Annotated in this window: 14 protein-coding genes and 1 pseudogene; 10 read left to right on the top strand and 5 right to left on the bottom strand. The window is 74.3% G+C overall.

The window, feature by feature from the left end; all coding sequences use genetic code 11:
* Position 1 precedes the first annotated feature (1 nt).
* The gene (locus ACZ5DC_RS02000; RefSeq protein ID WP_468648427.1) at positions 2-991 is read right to left on the bottom strand and encodes a helix-turn-helix domain-containing protein; all 990 of its coding nucleotides are present in this window, start codon (positions 989-991) and stop codon (positions 2-4) included.
* 297 nt (positions 992-1,288) lie between these two features.
* Here ACZ5DC_RS02000 and ACZ5DC_RS02005 point away from each other — a divergent pair, with 297 nt between their 5' ends.
* From ACZ5DC_RS02005 to ACZ5DC_RS02015, 3 genes are all read left to right on the top strand, one after another.
* Positions 1,289-2,611 (top strand): protein phosphatase 2C domain-containing protein, encoded by a 1,323-nt coding sequence (locus tag ACZ5DC_RS02005; protein WP_468648429.1) that lies wholly within the window; start codon positions 1,289-1,291, stop codon positions 2,609-2,611.
* 69 nt (positions 2,612-2,680) lie between these two features.
* Positions 2,681-4,423, top strand: a complete 1,743-nt coding sequence (locus ACZ5DC_RS02010) for a pyruvate dehydrogenase (protein WP_468648431.1) — start codon at positions 2,681-2,683, stop codon at positions 4,421-4,423.
* Between the two features lie 399 nt (positions 4,424-4,822).
* Complete coding sequence (locus ACZ5DC_RS02015) at positions 4,823-5,266, top strand: ATP-binding protein (RefSeq protein ID WP_468648433.1); 444 nt, start codon at positions 4,823-4,825, stop codon at positions 5,264-5,266.
* Positions 5,267-5,348: 82 nt separating this feature from the next.
* Here the strand turns inward: ACZ5DC_RS02015 and ACZ5DC_RS02020 are convergent, their stop codons facing one another.
* Together ACZ5DC_RS02020 and ACZ5DC_RS02025 are read right to left on the bottom strand one after the other, a co-directional pair.
* Positions 5,349-6,392 (bottom strand): DUF2637 domain-containing protein, encoded by a 1,044-nt coding sequence (locus ACZ5DC_RS02020; protein ID WP_468648435.1) that lies wholly within the window; start codon positions 6,390-6,392, stop codon positions 5,349-5,351.
* A gap of 315 nt (positions 6,393-6,707) precedes the next feature.
* Positions 6,708-7,550 (bottom strand): (2Fe-2S)-binding protein, encoded by an 843-nt coding sequence (locus tag ACZ5DC_RS02025; RefSeq protein WP_468648437.1) that lies wholly within the window; start codon positions 7,548-7,550, stop codon positions 6,708-6,710.
* 179 nt (positions 7,551-7,729) lie between these two features.
* On the opposite strand from ACZ5DC_RS02025, the gene ACZ5DC_RS02030 reads away from it, so the two are divergent.
* On the top strand, positions 7,730-8,509 hold the full coding sequence (locus ACZ5DC_RS02030; RefSeq protein ID WP_468648439.1) for a GntR family transcriptional regulator: 780 nt from the start codon (positions 7,730-7,732) through the stop codon (positions 8,507-8,509).
* 699 nt (positions 8,510-9,208) lie between these two features.
* Here ACZ5DC_RS02030 and ACZ5DC_RS02035 read toward each other — a convergent pair.
* Together ACZ5DC_RS02035 and ACZ5DC_RS02040 are read right to left on the bottom strand one after the other, a co-directional pair.
* The gene (locus ACZ5DC_RS02035) at positions 9,209-9,973 is read right to left on the bottom strand and encodes a hypothetical protein (RefSeq protein WP_468648441.1); all 765 of its coding nucleotides are present in this window, start codon (positions 9,971-9,973) and stop codon (positions 9,209-9,211) included.
* A 166-nt stretch (positions 9,974-10,139) separates the two neighbouring features.
* Complete coding sequence (locus ACZ5DC_RS02040; protein ID WP_468648443.1) at positions 10,140-11,810, bottom strand: PucR family transcriptional regulator; 1,671 nt, start codon at positions 11,808-11,810, stop codon at positions 10,140-10,142.
* A gap of 352 nt (positions 11,811-12,162) precedes the next feature.
* Here ACZ5DC_RS02040 and ACZ5DC_RS02045 point away from each other — a divergent pair, with 352 nt between their 5' ends.
* The 6 genes and pseudogenes from ACZ5DC_RS02045 to ACZ5DC_RS02070 all read left to right on the top strand — a co-directional run bounded on the left by ACZ5DC_RS02045 (position 12,163) and on the right by ACZ5DC_RS02070 (position 19,519).
* Complete coding sequence (locus tag ACZ5DC_RS02045) at positions 12,163-13,056, top strand: FAD binding domain-containing protein (RefSeq protein WP_468648445.1); 894 nt, start codon at positions 12,163-12,165, stop codon at positions 13,054-13,056.
* Complete coding sequence (locus ACZ5DC_RS02050; RefSeq protein ID WP_468648447.1) at positions 13,056-13,631, top strand: (2Fe-2S)-binding protein; 576 nt, start codon at positions 13,056-13,058, stop codon at positions 13,629-13,631. Before ACZ5DC_RS02045 ends, ACZ5DC_RS02050 begins: the two co-directional genes overlap by 1 nt.
* 2 nt (positions 13,632-13,633) lie before the next feature.
* Positions 13,634-16,015, top strand: a complete 2,382-nt coding sequence (locus ACZ5DC_RS02055; protein ID WP_468648449.1) for a xanthine dehydrogenase family protein molybdopterin-binding subunit — start codon at positions 13,634-13,636, stop codon at positions 16,013-16,015.
* Positions 16,016-16,168: 153 nt separating this feature from the next.
* Positions 16,169-17,626 (top strand): NCS2 family permease, encoded by a 1,458-nt coding sequence (locus tag ACZ5DC_RS02060; protein WP_468648451.1) that lies wholly within the window; start codon positions 16,169-16,171, stop codon positions 17,624-17,626.
* 39 nt (positions 17,627-17,665) lie between these two features.
* A pseudogene (locus ACZ5DC_RS02065) lies at positions 17,666-18,837 on the top strand (XdhC family protein).
* Between the two features lie 43 nt (positions 18,838-18,880).
* Positions 18,881-19,519, top strand: coding sequence for a LysE family translocator (locus ACZ5DC_RS02070; protein ID WP_468648453.1), 639 nt, complete (start codon positions 18,881-18,883; stop codon positions 19,517-19,519).
* Positions 19,520-19,541: the final 22 nt, after the last annotated feature.

Genomic DNA, 19,541 nt, shown 5'->3' on the forward strand with positions numbered 1-19,541 from the left:
GTCAGCCGGCGGCTTCGCGGGACACCCAGCCGCGTTCGCAGGCGTGCCAGCCGAGCTGGAGGCGGGTCGTCACACCGGCCAGTCCCATCAGGCGCCGCACCCGGCGCTGCACCGTCCGCAGGCCCAGGTCCAGCTGTTTGGCGACGCTCGCGTCGGTCAGCCCGGCCAGCAGCAGCGACAGCACCTCCAGATCGGTGGCGTCCGGGCCGTCCGGCTCCTCCTCGCTCACCCCGGCGGCGCCCAGCCGCAGCGGCAGCGCCTCCCGCCACACCGACTCGAACAGCCCGGCGAGCAGCTCCAGCAGCCCGCTGGCGTGCACCACCAGCGCGGCCGGCTCCGCCGTCCTCGACGTCAGCGGCACCATCGCGAGCGACCGGTCGGCCACCACCAGCTTCGTCGGCACCCGGTCCACCACCCGCACCCGCTCGTCCCGGCCGAGCGCCGCCGTCAGTTCCGTCAGCCCGTGCGGCAGGTCCAGCACCGCCCGCTCCACCACCACGCGGTAGCGCACCCCGCGCCCCGCCGCCTGCTCCTCCGCGTCGTTCTCCATGCCGGACACGACCACCGGGTTGCCGGTCACCAGCGCGCACACCTCCTCGGCCGCGCCGAGCTGGAGCTGGAGGAAGCGCTGGGCGACCGCCGACGCGCCGGTCACCACCTCCACCAGGTCGTGCACCGCCGGCTCGGCAGCCTCCGCCCGGTACTCCTGCGCGAGCAGCGCCGCCGCCAGCTCCGCCTTCTCCAGCTCGTGCCGCTGCCGGGTGAGCAGCGCGCCCAGTGCCACCCCGGGCGGCGCCGCCACCCAGCGGCCCGGCCTCGCCGAGGACTGGGCCGCGAGACCCCGCCGTTCCAGCCGGCGCAGCGCCCGCTCGGTGTCGTGCTCGGCCAGCGCCAGGCGGCGCGCCAGATCGGCGACGTCGGCCGCGCCCACGGACACCAGCGCCCGGTACGCCGCCTCGTGCGTCTCGTCCAGTCCTATCGCTGCCAGCATCGCCCCGCGTCCCTCCCTGCGCACACCGACCGACGGAAGCGGAACGGCGTGGCGGAAACCGGCCACGGCGCGAACCCGCCGCCGGACATCATCGCCGCACCGGTGGGGACTCTGCCAAGGTGGGTCCGGACGCCGCCGGGCGGTCCTCCCGTGGGGGGTGGGGCCGCCCGGCGGCCACCAGCCGTCGCTCGTACGGCAGTTCAGCCGCTCACTCGACACGCCGTTCGACGGGCGCGATGCACCGCGTTTTCCCCGTGTCCCGTTTTCCGGCCGCCCGCGCGGTGGACAATCAGGGACATGAGCCAGCAGGGGGGAACTCCCGCCCGTCATGACGACGACTGGTGGGGGCAGCTGTACGACGACCGCACCGAGGACACGGGCCCCACGGCGGCGCCCGACTCCCTGGACGACCGTTTCGCCTCGGCGCGGAACGCGGTGGGGGGACGGCCGGCGGCCACGGTGGACCCCGGCCCGGCGGACCGGGAACCGGCCGACGCGGTACCGGTCGATCCCGGACCGGCCGAGCCGGCGCCTCCGCCGCCCGCGAAGACGCCGGTGCCGCCCCAGCGGACCGCGCCGCCGCCACCGGCCGGCCCCGCCCCGCCCGTGGAGAGCACTCCGCCACCGGGGAGCACTCCCGCACCGGGGAGCACCCCACCCCCTTCCGTCGACTACGTCGGCTCCGGTCCCCCCACCTACGACCCCGAGCCCACCGCGCTTCCGCTCGCCGAACCGGACGGGCTCGGGGAACTGGTCGCGGACACCGTGCTGGACGGCGCCCGGTACGGCGCCTGCACCCTGCGGGCCGTGTCCCTGCGCGGGGACTCGGCCCGCTACCGGGGCGAGCCGCGCCGGGACGCGCTGCTCACCGCGCGGTTCGGGACCGGGGAACAGGCGCTGGTCCTGGTCGCGATGGCCACCGGGGCCCGGTCGGCGCCGGGCGCGCACCTGGCGGCGGCCGAGGCGTGCCGCTGGATCGGGCGGGCCGTGGGCCACAGCCACCAGCGGCTCGTGGCGGACATCCGCGCGGCCCGGCGCGGGGACCTGAAGTCGGGGCTGCACCGGCTGACCGGCCGCAGTCTCGGCAGGCTCCGCGCGAGCGCCGCCGAACAGGGCCTGGACCCCGAGCAGTACACGGCGAGCCTGCGCTGTCTGCTGCTGCCCGCCGACCCGGACTGCCGTACCCGCGTCTTCTTCGGCGTCGGGGACGGCGGGCTGTTCCGGCTGCGGGACGACGCCTGGCAGGACATCGAGCCGCGGGTCGCGCCCGAGGGCGGCCCCGGCTCGCCGCCCGAGCGGACGCCCGGGGGCGACCGGCTGACGAGGGACCTCGGCCTGCCGGCCCCGCCCAGCGCGTTCGAGCCCGCGGTGCCGGACCCGGAGCCGCCCCGCGAACCGTTCCGGTTCCGGGCCTCGGTAGCCCGCCCGGGTGACGCGCTGGTGATGTGCACGGCGGGCCTGGCCGGCCCGCTGCGCGACGAGCCCGCCCTCTGCGCCTACCTGGCCCGTCGCTGGTCGGGCCGTACCCCGCCGGGCCTCGCCGCCTTCCTCGCCGACGCCCAGGTGCGGGTGAAGGGCTACGCCGACGACCGTACGGCGGCGGCCGTGTGGGAGGCGTAACCCCCGCCCCTGTGGATTGATGGAACGGCAGGGCCGTATCCCGGGACAGCGAAGGGGCTGACGCGCGCCATGGCCAAACAGAACGTCGCCGAGCAGTTCGTCGACATCCTCGTCCGCGCCGGGGTGCGGCGCCTGTACGGCGTCGTCGGCGACAGCCTCAACCCGGTCGTGGACGCCGTCCGCCGCAACGCCGCCATCGACTGGATCCACGTCCGCCACGAGGAGTCCGCCGCCTTCGCCGCCGGCGCCGAGGCGCAGATCACCGGGAAGCTGGCCGCCTGCGCCGGCTCCTGCGGCCCGGGCAACCTGCACCTGATCAACGGCCTGTACGACGCCCACCGCTCGATGGCCCCGGTGCTGGCCCTCGCCTCGCACATCCCGTCCAGCGAGATCGGCCTGGGCTACTTCCAGGAGACCCATCCGGAACGGCTGTTCCAGGAGTGCAGCCACTACTGCGAGCTGATCTCCAGCCCCAAGCAGATGCCCCGGCTGCTGCAGACCGCCGTCCAGCACGCGGTGGGCCGCAGCGGGGTGAGCGTGGTGGCCCTGCCCGGCGACATCGCCGGCGAACCGGCCCCCAAGGAGGCCGCGCAGAGCGCGCTCGTCGCCTCCCGGCCCACCGTGCGGCCGGGCGACGCCGAGATCGACGCGCTCGTGGACATGATCGACGCGGCCGGCAGGGTCACCCTGTTCTGCGGCCGCGGCACGGCCGGCGCCCACGCCGAGGTCATGGAGTTCGCCGGGAAGATCAAGTCACCGGTCGGGCACGCGCTGCGCGGCAAGGAGTTCATCCAGTACGACAACCCGTACGACGTGGGCATGAGCGGACTGCTCGGTTACGGCGCCGCCTACGAGGCCACCCACGAGTGCGATCTGCTGATCCTGGTCGGCACCGACTTCCCGTACAACGCCTTCCTGCCGGACGACGTGCGCATCGCGCAGATCGACGTACGGCCCGAGGTGCTCGGCCGCCGCTCCCGGCTCGACCTGGCCGTGTGGGGCGACGTCCGCGAGACGCTGCGGTGCCTGATCCCGCGCGTCAGGGAGAAGACGGACCGGCGCTTCCTCGACCGGATGCTGAAGCGGCACGCCGACGCGCTGGAGGGCGTGGTCAAGGCGTACACCCGGAAGGTCGACAAGCACATCCCGATCCACCCCGAGTACGTGGCCGCCGTGCTGGACGAAGTCGCCGACGAGGACAGCGTGTTCACCGTGGACACCGGCATGTGCAACGTCTGGGCCGCCCGGTACGTCTCGCCCAACGGCCGCCGCCGGATCATCGGTTCCTTCTCGCACGGGTCGATGGCGAACGCGCTGCCGATGGCGATCGGCGCCCAGTTCACCGACCGGCGCCGGCAGGTGGTCGCCATGGCCGGGGACGGCGGATTCTCCATGCTGATGGGGGACTTCCTGACCCTCGTGCAGTACGACCTACCGGTCAAGGTGGTGCTGTTCAACAACTCCTCCCTCGGCATGGTGGAGCTGGAGATGCTGGTCGCCGGGCTGCCCTCGTACGGCACCACCAACACCAACCCCGACTTCGCCGCCGTCGCCCGGGCCTGCGGCGCGTACGGCGTGCGCGTGGAGAAGCCCAAGCAGCTCGCCGGGGCCCTCAAGGACGCCTTCCGGCACAAGGGCCCGGCCCTGGTGGACGTCGTCACCGACCCCAACGCGCTGTCCATCCCGCCGAAGATCAGCGCCGAGATGGTCACCGGGTTCGCGCTGTCCGCCTCCAAGATCGTGCTGGACGGCGGGGTCGGCCGGATGCTCCAGATGGCCCGCTCGAACCTGCGCAACGTACCGCGGCCCTAGGGCCTCTCGTTTGGATCATGCCGGGCTCGCGGGCCCTGGCACCGCTCCCTGATCCGGCCTGATCCAAACGAAAGACCCTAAGGGGAAGGATTTCGGCCAGTTTCACGTGGCGTGACGACGCGACGCCATCCGGTGCCGGACGCGGCCGGACCGGTGTCCCGGGGCGTCCGTGGCGTCCGGCGGCGTCCGGTGGGCGCGAGGTCCGGCCGCCACGGTGTCCGGTGGCCGGACCGGACGCGGTGCGGATATGGCCGAACCACCGGTCATCGGGCATGCGCCAGGACTGCCCGGGTGCCCGCTGGGCAAGCATCCCCCCGTGAACGTGTTCGACCAGGAGGGGCAGGGACCGGCGGCGTGCGGGCGGGGGTCATGAAGAGGCAGGCGCGAGGGGGCGGTCCCGTGGCGGTAGGGGCCTTCTCGGCGACAACGGGGGAAGAGACCGGCACCACCACCGAACACGCGCGGCGGCTGCGGCGCGAGCTGGGCCGGGCGGACCTCAGGGCGGTGCCGGAGGCCCGCCGGGAGCTGCGCGAACTGCTGCGGCACTGGGGCAAACCGGGCCGCTCGGAGATCGCCGAACTGCTCACCAGCGAACTCGTCACCAACGCGCTCGTCCACACCGACGACGACGCCGTCCTCACCGCCGTCGTGGACCCCGGCGGACTGCGCGTGGAGGTACGGGACTTCGTGGCCCGCAGACCCGAGCCGCACATGCCGGACACGGACGACGACACCCACGGCCGGGGCCTGCTGCTGGTGCAGTCCCTCGCCGACGACTGGGGCGTACGGCCGCACGAGGTGGGCAAGTCGGTGTGGTTCGAACTCGGCGCCGAGGCGGCGTGAGGCACGGCGCGCACGGGACGGGGGCGTGACCCGCGCGGTCACGCCCCCGTCCCGTACCGCGGTCGCACCGCGGGTCCGGCCGTCAGCCGAACTGCTGCTCCAGGTCCTTCAGCTTGCGCTCCAGGGAGTCCAGGCGCGGCAGGGCCATGGTGTCGTCCTCTGCGGTGAGGTCGACGGTCACCGGCTCACTCCCGCTGGGGACCCGCTGCAGGGAGGGCCGTGCGCGGACGGGCAGCTGCTCCGCGGTCGATATGGCAGGCTCCGCGGTCGCGGGAGCCGGGCCGCGCTCCACGGCCTGCACCTCCACCTGCCGGCCGGCGCCCCGGCCGACGAAGCCGCGGTGGCCCCGGCTGATCGCCTTCAGCTGGGCGCGCTCCACACGCTGCTGGTCGCGCCGCCGCTGCCGGGTCTCCTCCTTCTGCCGCTTGTCCTCGCGGACCTCCTCGACGGCCTCGTCGAGGCTGCGCACGCCCTCCAGGAGCATCAGCGACCAGGCCCTGTAGGTCTCGCGGGGCGCCCGCACCCAGCGCACGATCCGGATCTGCGGCAGCGGACGCGGCACCAGGCCCTGCTCGCGCAGCGCGGCCCGGCGGGTCTGCTTCAGCGCTCGGTCGAACAGCACGGCCGCCGACAGCGACATGCCGGAGAAGAACTGCGGCGCGCCGGCGTGCCCCGCGCCCCGCGGCGCGTGCACCCAGTTGAACCAGGCCGCCGCCGCGGCGAACAGCCAGACGAGTATCCGGGAGCCGAGCGCCGCGTCACCGTGGCTGGCCTCGCGGACCGCGAGGACGGAGCAGAACATCGCCGCGCCGTCCAGGCCGAACGGCACCAGGTACTGCCAGCCGTCGGTCAGCCCGAGGTTCTGCTCGCCGAAGCCGACGAGCCCGTGGAAGGACAGGGCCGCCGCCACCGCCGCACAGCAGAACAGCAGCACGTAGGAGGCCGTGCCGTAGATGGCCTCCTTGCGCCTGCGGCGCTCCTCGCTGCGCTCCCACGAGTCGTCCGCGCTCGCGTTCTCCCCGGTCGAGCGCTTGCCGCGCGCGAGCACCGCCACCGCCGCCAGCACGCCCAGGAGCAGTACGGCGCCCGGAAGCAGCCAGTTCAGCGATATGTCGGTCAGTCTCATCAGGGGTCCCTTGCATTGGGATAGGGCGTAACGCCCGCCATAGTGGCCCACTCCCGAGGGCCCTCAGGGGGTTTCGGGGCAAGAGGCCGCCAATAAGGTGCAAGGGGATGCCCAGGACGGCGTTCTGCTCGAACTGCCGCTTGAGGGGCGGGAGTTGAGTTCGAATAAGACTACCCGTACGGGTGGTTCCTCGGAAAGTTCCCGCGACGGGTGAGGAAGTTGTGAATCACCTGTCCGGGAACCGCGCCGAGGGCGGGCGGTCCTGTGCGGAAGATCCTAGTGGACGCAAGGGCGTGCTTCTGCCCTGACCACCCCTCAGGCCGCCGCGCACGCCGTGGGCTTGGCGACCCGCTCGCCGTCACGGGTGCGCGGGCAGGTGGCGCAGGTGTCCTGCGGGCGGACGGTGTAGAACATGCAGCAGCTCACCCGGTCCCGGGTGGGCAGCGTCGAGCCGTCCGGCGCGGTCAGCGTCCGGAACCCGGCGCCACCGGCGTAGGGCAGGGTCGTCCCCGGCAGCAGCAGCTCCAGCTCGCGCTCGGCCCGCGCCGCCTCCCGCTCGCCGAACAGCCCGGCGACGTACCACAGGCCCTCCACCAGCTCGTCGGTCGCCATGCCCCACAGCGCGCGCCCCCGCCGCCGCATCCGGGGCCCGAACGCGCCGAGCACCGGCTCCAGGTGCCCGGCCACGGCCGCGCGCACCTCGGCCCGCAGCGCCTCCTCGTCCGGTACGACGACCGTGCCGGGCAGCGCGGCGGCGGGGTCGCCCGGCAGGCAGGCGAGGGAGACGGGGGGCCGTACGGCCATCCGGCCGGCCGTGCGGTCGTACCAGACGTGCGTCACGGGCAGCCGGGGCACCCGGCGGTGCAGGAACCACGGGACGGTGATCAGCAGACAGGCCGGCCAGGCGTAGCGGTGCAGGCCGAAACTCGCGACGACGTCCGGGCGGGCCGGCCGGCCGTAGTCCCGCACCACCTGGTCCGCGTCCCAGGCGAGGAAGGCGTCCAGCTCCGCGCCGCCCGCGGCGAGTCCGGCGGCGCCGGTCCAGCCCGCGCCCGCCGGTGCCGGGTCGTCCGGTCCCAGCTCGGTCACGGTCAGGCCCGGGAAGGCCGTGGCGAGGCGGTCGTACGCGGCGGTGAGCGGCGAGGCCGCAGCGGGCATGACGGGACCACCGGTCCTAGGACGCGTCCGCGAACGCGGACTGGGCTGCACAGGTAAGGCTTACCTTAGCCGGAGTCGCCGGAGTTTGAACTGCCGCCCGGTGCGCCTAAGGTGCTTGACGGACAAGCGACAACCCGTCGTTAATGACCCCAAGTGCCGACAAGCCGCCAGGAGGAGCCGTGAAGCAGGGCGTGCAGGGCTCCCCGGGCGCGCCGGCCGCCGCCCGCGTGCCCGCGCAGCAGCGGCCGGCCGCCGCCGGCCCGGGCCGGGAACGGGACCCCGCGGTACCGGGCGCGGCACGCGGCGAGCACACCCACGGCGAGCGGCCGGCCCCGGAGCCCCGGGCCGCGGTGCAGCGCTCCTCGGTGCGCGGGCAGATCCTGGACGCGCTGCGCACGGCGCTGGTCACCGGTGACCTGAAGCCGGGGGAGGTCTACTCGGGGCCGGCGCTCGGGGAACGCTTCGGCGTCTCGGCCACGCCCGTGCGGGAGGCCATGCAGCAGCTCGCGCTGGAGGGCGCCGTCGAGGTCGTGCCCAACCGCGGCTTCCGGGTGGTCGAGCGGGGCGCGCGGGAGCTGGCCGAGCTGGCGGAGGTGCGCGCGCTCATCGAGGTGCCGGTGATGCTGCGGCTCGCGCGTACGGTGCCCGCCGAGCGGTGGGCCGAGCTGCGGCCGCTCGCGGAGGAGACGGTACGGGTGGCCGCCGCCGGCTGCCCGGCGGGGTACGCGGAGTCCGACCGGGCCTTCCACCGGGCCCTGCTCGCCCTGTCGGGCAACGAGCAGCTGGTCCGCGTCGCCGAGGACCTGCACCGGCGCGCCCAGTGGCCCCCGGTGCGGCGGGGACGGGCCGGCCTGCTCGCCGACGCGGCGGAGCACGCCGCCCTGCTGGACGCGCTGGCCTCCGGCGACGTGGAGCGGGTGCGGGGGCTCGTGGGCGGGCATGTCGCGGGCGCGGGCTGAGTGCTGACGGGAACGTCCGGGTACCGGTCGTGCGCCGGGTGCGCGGTTCCCCGCGCCCCTCGGGGTGTGCGGCCGGCGTGCCCCCGGGGAGGGCGCGGGAAGAGCGCGGCACCGGGTGGTCGGCGACGGCGTCGGCGCGCTGCTGGTGGGCGCCGCTCTCGGTGGGCTGTCCGGCGGCCCGGTGGCCCGCCGGGCGGCGTGTCCGGTGGTCCTTCCGACGCGGTGCCCTTGTCGCACGCAGCGGTCGTGACTGCGGTGGAGGCCGTTCAGGCGCGGGAAGGGCGCGGCACCGGGTGGTCGGCGACGCCGTCGACGCGCTGCTGGTGGGCGCCGCTCTCGGTGGGCTGTCCGGCGGCCCGTCCGGCAGTCGGCCCGGTGGCCCGCCGGGCGGCGTGTCCGGTGGTCCCTCCGACGCGGTGCCCTTGTCGCACGCAGCGGTAGTGACTGCGGTGGAGGCCGTTCAGGCGCGGGAAGAGCGCGGCACCGGGTGGTCGGCGACGCCGTCGACGCGCTGCTGGTGGGCGCCGCTCTCGGTGGGCTGTCCGGCGGCCCGTCCGGCAGTCGGCCGGGGGGCCCGCCGGGCGGCGTGTCCGGTGGTCCTTCCGACGCGGTGCCCTTGTCGCACGCAGCGGTAGTGACTGCGGTGGAGGCCGTTGCGGCGTGGAGCGGAGCGGTCGACGCGCGGGCGAGCACGGCCCCCTACGCCGTCGCAGCCCCCGGCGCGGGCGGTGCCAGCTGTTGCGCCAGCCACGTCGGCACACCGCCCAGCAGCCGGAACAGGCGGCGGGCCTCCTCGCGCAGCCGGGACGCCTCCGGCTCCTCCTGCGTGTCGGCCAGGGAGACCAGCGCCGGCGCCGTGCCCACCAGGTAGCCCAACTCCTCCCTGATCCGCAGGGACTCGGCGAAGCCGTGCCGCGCCTCCGCCAGCTCGCCCTCCCGCAACGCGAGCCCCGCCAGGTGGCGCCAGGTGAAGGACAGCAGCAGGGGGTCGGCGTTCGCCGCGGCGGCGGCGTGCGCCCGGCGGAACGCGGTGCGTGCCGCCTGCGGGGCGCCGGCCAGGTTCTGGGCCACCAGCCCCCGCCGGAAGTCCAGCAGGGCCCGCCCCCCGCCCCCCGGCGGGATCAGCGCCGCCGCCCGGCCCAGCGCGGCCCGCGCCTCGTCGGCCCGGTCGCGCACCCCGAGCAGCGTGGCGGCGTACGCCAGGTAGCCCCGCTCGCACGCGGCGGCGCCCCGCTCCTCGTCGCTGTGCGCCACCGCCTCCGCCGTCCGCAGCGCGTCCTCCGCCTCCTCCCAGCCCCGCTCGGTGTACAGGCACCGTTCGGCCAGCAGGGCGGCCCGCTGCAACGCCGGGGCGGGGCGGTCGGCGGGCAGCAGAGCCGCCGCGTCGGCCCAGCAGGCCCGGCTGCGCAACCGCCATACCGCGGTCTGGAGCGGATCGTCACCGGTGGTTCCGTTACCAGACATGGCGGTATGCGCCACGTTGCCCTCCCCGAGCACGCCATCGAGCTGTTGAGTGGTGGCGGCATTCCAGCACCGATCGCGGGGCCCGGCCAAGAGGGTGGGTGAAAGATTTCACAAAGTCGTGGGGCGCGGGCGTGACCCCGCCGGGCCGCCGCACGCCCCGCTGACCTCAGCTCATGCGCAGGGCCAGGAAGAAGTCCAGCTTGTCCTCCAGGCGGGACAGGTCCCGTCCCGTCAACTGCTCGATCCGGCCGACCCGGTAGCGCAGCGTGTTGACGTGCAGGTGCAGACGGGTGGCGCAGCGCGTCCAGGAGCCGTCGGAGTCGAGGAACGCCTCCAGGGTCGGGATCAGCTCGGCCCGGTGCCGGCGGTCGTACTCCTTCAGCGGGTCCAGCAGGCGGGCCGTGAAGGCACGCCGGACGTCGTCCGGGACGAACGGGAGCAGCAGGACGTGCGACGCCAGCTCCTGGTGACCGGCCGCGCAGACACGGCCGGAGCGGGCGGCGGCGACCCGGCGGGCGTGCCGGGCCTCCTCCAGGGCGCCGCGCAGGCCCTCCGCCGAGTGCACGGCCGCGCTGACCCCGAGGGTGAGCCGGCCGTCGTCGTCCAGGCCGGCCGACAGCGGCTCGCGCACCGATCGCAGCAGGGCGTCGGCGAGCAGGCCGGTCTCGGAGCCGTCGTGCTCGGCGGCGACCGCGGGCAGCGGCACCAGGGCGACGGCCTCGTCGCCGGTGTGCGCCACGGCTATGCGGTCGGAGGGCTCGGGGCCGGTGGCCAGCGGGTCGACCAGCACCTCCTCCAGCAGGGACTGGGCGACCGGGCCGCCCTCGACCTCGCCGCCCTCCCACTCCACCCGGGCCACCACGACCTGCCAGTGCGGAGCCGCCCCGAGCCCGGGGAGCAGCACCGGGGCCGCCACCCGGAGCCGGGCGGCGATCTCGGCGGGCGCGGCGCCCGTCTGCACCAGCTCCAGCACCTCCTGGGCGAGCCGGCGGCGGACCGTGCGGCCCGCGTCCCGGCGGTCCCGCTCGACGGCGATCAGCTGGGTCACGCCCTGCAGCAGGTCCAGGCGCTCGCCGGGCCAGTCACCGGCGTCCGCCTCGACGGCCAGCAGCCAGTCCGACAGGACCGTCTGGCGGACATCGCGGGCGGCCTGCGGGGAGCGGGCGGAGGAGCCGACCGGGAAGAGGGAGTAGGCGGTGCCGGACACGTGGACGCGGTGCGGGCCGCGGCGGCCGGTGCGGGTGGCCGCCAGGTGCTCGGCGGCGAGCCGGGCGCAGGTCTCGGCGGGCAGCGGGCCCGCCGCCTTGGAGCCGGCGATCATCCGGCCGGTGGGGGAGAGCACCCAGGCGCGCAGGTCGAGGTCGGAGCCGAGCAGGTCCAGGACGACGTCCGGGCCGCCGCCGGCCGGACCCGAGGTCATCATCCGGCGGTGCCGGTCCACGACGGCCGCCAGGTCCCCGGCGCGCTCGCCGGAGACCTGCCGCACCACGTGTTCGGTGATCGTCGCGAACGCCACCGACTCGTGCACGGCGAACAGCGGCAGCCGGTGCTTCGCGCAGGCCAGCACGAGGTCGTCCGGCACATCGCCCAGCTCGGCCTCGCCGGCCGCGAGGGCGGCCACCCCGGCCTGCACCAGGAGGCGTACGAAGGGCTCGGAGTCGGCGGCGTCCCGGCGCCAGGCCAGCCCGGTGAGCACCAGCTCACCGCCGGAGAGGTAGCGGCTCGGGTCGCGCAGGTCGGTGGTCATGACCCCGCGCACCGCGCGGTCCAGTTCGTCCTCGCCGCCGAGCAGCCGCAGGCCCAGCGCGTCGGTGTCCAGCAGTGCGCGCAGCCGCATCTCGTCGCCGCCGTTCTTCTGTCTCGAAACCTACGATGAATCTTGGAGGAGCACCGTGGAGCGGCCCGGTGAGGGGCCGCACCGGCCGGAGTCTGGGGCCGCCGCGCCGTCACCTGTGTTTCTCCGGGAAAACGGAGAGGTGAGCGATGACCTCCGTTCATACGAATCTACAAGATGCTCCCGCTGGCCAGCGAACTCCTTCATGGTTTCGGTGACTGACCCCGTCGGAGCACAGGACGGTGTACTGAGGCCACTCCGCGTGAACAGCACATGAACGAGCCGGGCCCGCCGCACACGGATTGGCTCAATCTGCACGACCTCAAGAGCACTGAGACGAAGAAGAGAGCCGGTCATGGACTTCCTTCGCCCCGCCAGCTGGGAGGAGGCGCTCGCCGCGAAGGCCGAGCACCCCACCGCTGTGCCGATTGCGGGTGGCACCGACGTGATGGTCGAGATCAACTTCGATCACCGCAGGCCCGAGTACCTCCTCGACCTGGGCCGCGTCGGCGACCTCTACGAGTGGGAGGTCGGCGAGGACACCGTGCGGCTGGGTGCCTCCGTCCCGTACACCGCGATCATGGAGCACCTCCGTGCCGAGCTGCCGGGCCTCGCGCTCGCCTCGCACACGGTCGCCTCCCCGCAGATCCGCAACCGCGGCGGCGTCGGCGGCAACCTCGGCACGGCCTCGCCGGCCGGCGACGCCCACCCCGCCCTGCTCGCGGCCGGCGCGGAGGTCGAGGTGGAGTCGGCGGCCCGGGGCACCCGGCGCATCCCGGTCGACGCGTTCTACACGGGCGTCAAGCGCAACGCGCTCCGGCCGGACGAGCTGATCCGCGCCGTGCACATCGACAAGGCCGACGGCCCGCAGCAGTACTCCAAGGTCGGCACCCGCAACGCCATGGTCATCGCCGTGTGCGCCTTCGGCCTCGCCCTGCACCCGCACACCCGGACCGTGCGCACCGGCATCGGCTCGGCCGCGCCCACCCCGGTGCGGGCCACGGTCGCCGAGGAGTTCCTGAACGCGGCCCTGGAGGAGGGCGGCTTCTGGGACAACGGGAAGATCATCACCCCGTCGGTCGCCAAGCGGTTCGCGGACCTGTGCTCCGCCGCCTGCAACCCGATCGACGACGTCCGGGGCACCGCGAGCTACCGCCGGCACGCGGTCGGCGTGCTGGCCCGCCGGACGCTGACCTGGACCTGGGAGTCGTACCGCGGCGCCCGCCGCGCCACCGAGGGAGCTGCGTGATGCGCGTCAACTTCACCGTCAACGGACGTCCGCAGGAGGCCGACGACGTCTGGGAGGGCGAGTCCCTGTTGTACGTGCTGCGCGAGCGGCTCGGCCTGCCGGGCTCCAAGAACGCCTGCGAGCAGGGCGAGTGCGGTTCCTGCACGGTCCGCCTCGACGGCGTGCCCGTGTGTTCCTGCCTGGTCGCGGCCGGCCAGGCCGAGGGCCGGGACGTCGTGACCGTCGAGGGCCTGGCCGACCACGCCAGGCAGCGCTCCTGCGGGACGGGCGCCCGCGGCGGCACGAGTCCGGACGAGGCCCGGGGGCGGCAGGCCGAGGGCGCCGGCCCGCACACCGGCGAGGGCGCCGGACTGAGCCCCGTCCAGCAGGCGTTCATCGACGCCGGCGCCGTCCAGTGCGGCTTCTGCACCCCGGGCCTGCTCGTCGCCGCCGACGAGATGCTGGAGCGCAACCCGAATCCGAGCGACGCCGACATCCGCGAGGCGCTGTCGGGCAACCTGTGCCGCTGCACGGGCTACGAGAAGATCATGGACGCGGTCCGCCTGGCGGCCGCCCGCCAGTCCGAGGGGGTCTGAGCATGCCGGCCAACGGCGCACCCACCAAGATCACCCAGGGGTCGCAGACCAAGGGCGGCATCGGGGAGTCCACGCTCCGCCCGGACGGCACCCTCAAGGTGACCGGCGAGTTCGCGTACTCGTCCGACATGTGGCACGAGGACATGCTGTGGGGCCAGATCCTGCGCTCCACCGTCGCGCACGCCGAGATCGTCTCCATCGACACCTCCGAGGCCCTCGCCCTGCCCGGCGTGTACGCCGTCATGACGTACGACGACCTGCCCACCGAGGTGAGGAACTACGGCCTGGAGATCCAGGACACCCCGGTCCTCGCGCACGGCAAGGTGCGCCACCACGGCGAGCCCGTCGCGATCGTCGCCGCCGACCACCCGGAGACGGCCCGCCGCGCCGCGGCGAAGATCAAGGTGGACTACAGGGAGCTGCCCGTCATCACCGACGAGGCCTCCGCGACCGCACCGGACGCGATCCTCGTCCACGAGCACCGCGACGACCACCACGCCGGGCACGTGCCGCACCCGAACATCGTGCACCGCCAGCCGATCGTCCGCGGCGACGTGGAGGAGGCGCGCCGGCGCGCGGACGTGATCGTGCGCGGCGAGTACACCTTCGGCATGCAGGACCAGGCCTTCCTCGGCCCCGAGTCCGGCCTCGCCGTGCCCGAGGAGGACGGCGGCGTCCACCTCTACATCGCCACCCAGTGGCTCCACTCCGACCTGCGCCAGATGGCGCCCGTCCTCGGCCTGCCCGAGGACAAGGTGCGCATGACCCTGGCCGGCGTCGGCGGCGCCTTCGGCGGACGCGAGGACCTGTCCATGCAGATCCACGCCTGCCTGCTGGCACTGCGCACCGGCAAGCCGGTGAAGATCGTCTACAACCGGTTCGAGTCCTTCTTCGGGCACGTCCACCGCCACCCCGCCAAGCTCCACTACGAGCACGGAGCCACCCGCGACGGCAAGCTGACCCACATGAAGTGCCGGATCGTCCTGGACGGCGGCGCCTACGCCTCCGCCTCCCCGGCGGTCGTCGGCAACGCCGCCTCGCTGAGCGCCGGCCCGTACGTGATCGACGACGTCGACATCGAGGCCGTCGCCCTCTACACCAACAACCCGCCCTGCGGCGCGATGCGCGGCTTCGGCGCGGTCCAGGCGTGCTTCGCCTACGAGGCGCAGATGGACAAGCTGGCGAAGGAACTGGGCCTGGACCCGGTGGAGTTCCGGCAGCTCAACGCCATGGAGCAGGGCACCGTCATGCCGACCGGGCAGCCGGTCGACTCCCCGGCGCCGGTCGCCGAACTCCTGCGCCGCGTCAAGGCGATGCCCATGCCGCCCGAGCGCCAGTGGGAGTCCAGCGAGGGCGCCGACGTGCGCCAGCTGCCCGGCGGACTGTCCAACACCACGCACGGCGAGGGCGTCGTACGCGGGGTCGGCTACGCGGTCGGCATCAAGAACGTCGGCTTCTCCGAGGGCTTCGACGACTACTCCACCGCCAAGGTGCGCATGGAGGTCGTGGGCGGTGAGCCCGTCGCCACCGTGCACACCGCGATGGCTGAGGTCGGCCAGGGCGGAGTCACCGTCCACGCGCAGATCGCCCGCACCGAGCTGGGCGTCGCACGGGTGACGATCCACCCGGCGGACACCCAGGTGGGCTCGGCCGGTTCGACCTCGGCCTCCCGGCAGACGTACGTCACCGGCGGCGCCGTCAAGAACGCCTGCGAGCTGGTCCGCGAGCGGGTCCTGGAGATCGGCCGGCGCAGGTTCGGCTCCTACCACCCCGCCTGGGCCACGGCGGAACTGCTGCTGGAGGACGGCAAGGTCGTCACCGACGGCGGGGAGGTCCTCGCCGACCTGGCCGACGTGCTGGAGGACGAGGCCGTGGAGGTCGAGGAGGAGTGGCGGCACCGGCCGACCGAGCCCTTCGACCTGCGCACCGGCCAGGGCAACGGACACGTCCAGTACTCCTTCGCCGCCCACCGCGCCGTCGTCGAGGTCGACACCGAACTCGGCCTGGTCAAGGTCGTCGAACTGGCCTGTGCCCAGGACGTCGGCAAGGCGCTCAACCCGCTCTCCGTCATCGGCCAGATCCAGGGCGGCACGACCCAGGGCCTGGGCGTGGCCGTGATGGAGGAGATCGTCGTGGACCCGAAGACCGCGAAGGTCAGGAACCCCTCCTTCACGGACTACCTGATCCCCACCATCCTCGACACGCCGACCATCCCGGTCGACGTGCTCGAACTCGCCGACGAGCACGCCCCGTACGGGCTGCGCGGCGTCGGCGAGGCCCCGACCCTGTCGTCCACCCCGGCCGTCCTCGCGGCGATCCGGAACGCGACCGGGCTGGAGCTCAACCGCACGCCGGTGCGGCCCGAACACCTGACGGGAACGTGACCCTTCGGGGATCCAGCCGGTGATTCTCCGGGGGGCCTCGTCCCCCCGGCCCCCACTGTTCGTCTCGGGCCGTCCCCCGGGTCGTCCCATCCCAAATCCCGTGCCCGGACAAGGCGCCGCACGGGTGCACCTATGAACCTTGGGAGTTGGCCCATGACCCAGCAGTCAGTGGAGCCCGGGACCGCCGCCGAGGACGCGGGCGAAGGCAGCCTCGTCCCGGCCGGGCGGTCCTGGCTCGACCGGTACTTCCACATATCCGGAAGAGGATCCACGGTCGCGCGTGAGGTGCGCGGCGGCATCACCACCTTCATGGCGATGGCCTACATCCTCCTGCTCAACCCCCTCATCCTGTCCGGCAAGGACGCCGCCGGGGACACGCTCGGCCAGAAGGCGCTGATCACCGCGACCGCGTTCGCGGCGGCCTTCACCACGCTGCTGATGGGGTTCGTCGGCAAGGTGCCGCTCGCCCTCGCCGCCGGCCTCTCCGTCTCCGGCGTCCTGTCCTCGCAGGTCGCCCCCGCCATGACCTGGCCGCAGGCCCTGGGCATGTGCGTGCTGTACGGCGTGGTCATCATGCTGCTGGTCGTCACCGGCCTGCGCGAGATGATCATGAACGCGATCCCGCTCGCGCTCAAGCACGGCATCACCATGGGCATCGGCCTGTTCATCGCCCTCATCGGCTTCTACAAGTCCGGCTTCGTGCACCAGGGCAAGGCCACCCCGCTCGCCCTCGGTCCCGCCGGGGAACTCGCCGGCTGGCCGGTGCTGCTCTTCGCCGGCACCCTGCTGCTGATCTTCATGCTCCAGGCCCGGAACGTCCCCGGCGCCATCCTCATCGGCATCGTCTCCGGCACGGTCGTCGCCGCCGTCCTGAACGGCCTCGGTGTCATCGCCCCGGCGCAGTGGGCGGGCGGCGCCCCCCAACTGCACGGCAGCGCCGTGTCGATGCCCGACTTCTCGCTCTTCGGGCACGTGGAGTTCGGCGGCTGGGGCGACGTCGGCGCGATGACGATCGGCATGATCGTCTTCACCCTGGTGCTCGCCGGCTTCTTCGACGCGATGGCCACCATCATCGGCGTCGGCACCGAGGCGGGACTGGCCGACGGCGAGGGCCGGATGCCGGGCCTGTCCAAGGCGCTGTTCATCGACGGCGCCGGCGGCGCGATCGGCGGTGTGGCGGGCGGCTCCGGCCAGACCGTGTTCATCGAGTCGGCGACGGGCGTCGGCGAGGGGGCCCGCACGGGGCTCGCCTCCGTCGTCACCGGCCTGTTCTTCGCGGCCTGCCTGTTCTTCACCCCGGTCACCGCGATCGTGCCGCAGGAGGTCGCCTCCGCCGCGCTGGTCGTCATCGGCGCCATGATGCTGATGAACGCCCGGCACGTGGACTGGGCCGACCGCGCGACCGCGATCCCGGTCTTCCTGACCGTCGTCCTGATGCCGTTCACGTACACCATCACCACCGGTGTCGCCGCGGGCGTCATCTCCTACACCGCCATCAAGGCGGCACAGGGCAGGGCCCGCGAGACCGGCGCCTTCATGTGGGGCCTGACGGCCGTCTTCCTCGTGTACTTCGCCCTCCATCCCATCGAGGCATGGCTGGGCGTGCACTGACCATCCTTACACCCGCCACCCGTTCGAGGAGACCGACAGATGCTGGACATCGCCGAGGAGCTGGACCGGTGGGCCGAGCAGGGCCGTGACTTCGCCGTCGCCACCGTGGTGGCCGTCGGCGGCAGCGCCCCGCGCCGGCCCGGCGCCGCCCTGGCGGTGGACGCCGACGGCACGGCGATCGGCTCGGTCTCCGGCGGGTGCGTGGAAGGCGCCGTGTACGAGCTGTGCCGGCAGGCGCTGGAGGACGGCCAGACCGTCCTCGAACGCTTCGGGTACAGCGACGAGGACGCCTTCGCCGTCGGCCTGACCTGCGGGGGCGTCATCGACATCCTCGTCACGCCGGTCCGGGCGGACGGTCCCGCCCGGCCGGTGTACGCGGCCGCGCTGGCCGCCGCCGCCCGCGGGGAGGCGGCGGCGGTCGCGGGGAGGCGGCGGCGGTCGCGCGGATCGCCGAGGGCCCCGGGGAACTGCGCGGCCGGCCCCTCCTGGTCCGGCCCGACGGGTCGTACGACGGCGGCTTCGGCGCCCACCCCGAGCTGGACCGCACGGTCGCCGCCGAGGCCCGGGCCTTCCTCGACGCGGGCCGCACCGGCACCCTGGAGATCGGCGCACAGGGCTCGCGCTGCGGCACCCCGCTCACGGTCCTCGTGGAGTCCGCCGTACCCGCACCCCGGATGATCGTCTTCGGCGCGATCGACTTCGCGTCGGCACTGGTCCGGATCGGCGCGTTCCTCGGCTACCACGTCACCGTGTGCGACGCCCGCCCGGTCTTCGCCACCCGCGCCCGCTTCCCCGAGGCCGACGAGATCGTCGTCGACTGGCCTCACCGGTACCTGGAGCGCACCGAGGTCGACGGCCGCAGCGTCCTGTGCGTCCTCACCCACGACGCCAAGTTCGACGTCCCGCTGCTGAAGCTGGCGCTGCGGCTGCCGGTCGCCTACGTCGGCGCGATGGGTTCCCGCCGCACCCACCTGGACCGCGCCGAGCGGCTGCGCGCGGTCGGCGTCGGCGAGCGGGAGCTGGCCCGGCTGCGCTCCCCGATCGGGCTGGACCTCGGCGCCCGCACCCCGGAGGAGACGGCGCTGTCCATCGCGGCGGAGATCGTCGCGGGCCGGCGCGGCGGCAGCGGAGTGCCGCTGACCGGTGCGCACACCCCCATCCACCACGACACGGCGGCGGGGACGCCGGGACGGATCGGGTCGGTGGCCTGAAAAGCGTTTGCCGGCCGCCGCCGCCCCTGTGTTGCATGACGGCATGGTGTCCCCCGACCGGCTGGCGGCCTTCGCCGTCCTGTCCCTCCTGCTCATCATCGTCCCCGGCCCCAGCGTGCTGTTCGTGATCGGACGGGCGCTGGCCCACGGCCGCCGGGCCGCGCTGACCACCGTCGTGGGCAACACGCTCGGCGCGTACCTGCTCGTCGTCGCGGTGGCGTTCGGCGTCGGACCGGTCGTCGAGCGCTCGGTCCTGGTCTTCACGGTCCTGAAGCTCGCGGGCGCCGCGTACCTCGTGCACCTCGGCGTCAAGGCGTGGCGGCAGCGCGGCTCGCTGCGGGCCGCGGTCGCGGAGTCCGGCCCGGCGCGCGGTGGTCTGCGCACCCTGGGGGAGGGGTTCGCGGTCGGCGTGGCCAACCCCAAGACGATGGTCTTCTTCGCCGCCGTACTGCCCCAGTTCGCGGACCGCGAGCAGGGGCACGTGCCCGCGCAGATGCTGCTGCTCGGGCTCGTCTTCAACGCCATCGCGGTGATCTCCGACGCCGTCTGGGGCCTGGCCGCCTCGGCCGCCCGCGACTGGTTCGCCCGGTCCCCCCGCCGGCTGTCCGCGGTCGGCGGAACGGGTGGCCTGACGATGATCGGCCTGGGTGTGACGGTGGCCCTGACGGGCCGCAGGGACTGAGGGCCGTGCCGGGGCGCCCGCC

The sequence above is a fragment of the Streptomyces sp. NPDC031445 genome, assembly GCF_055581365.1.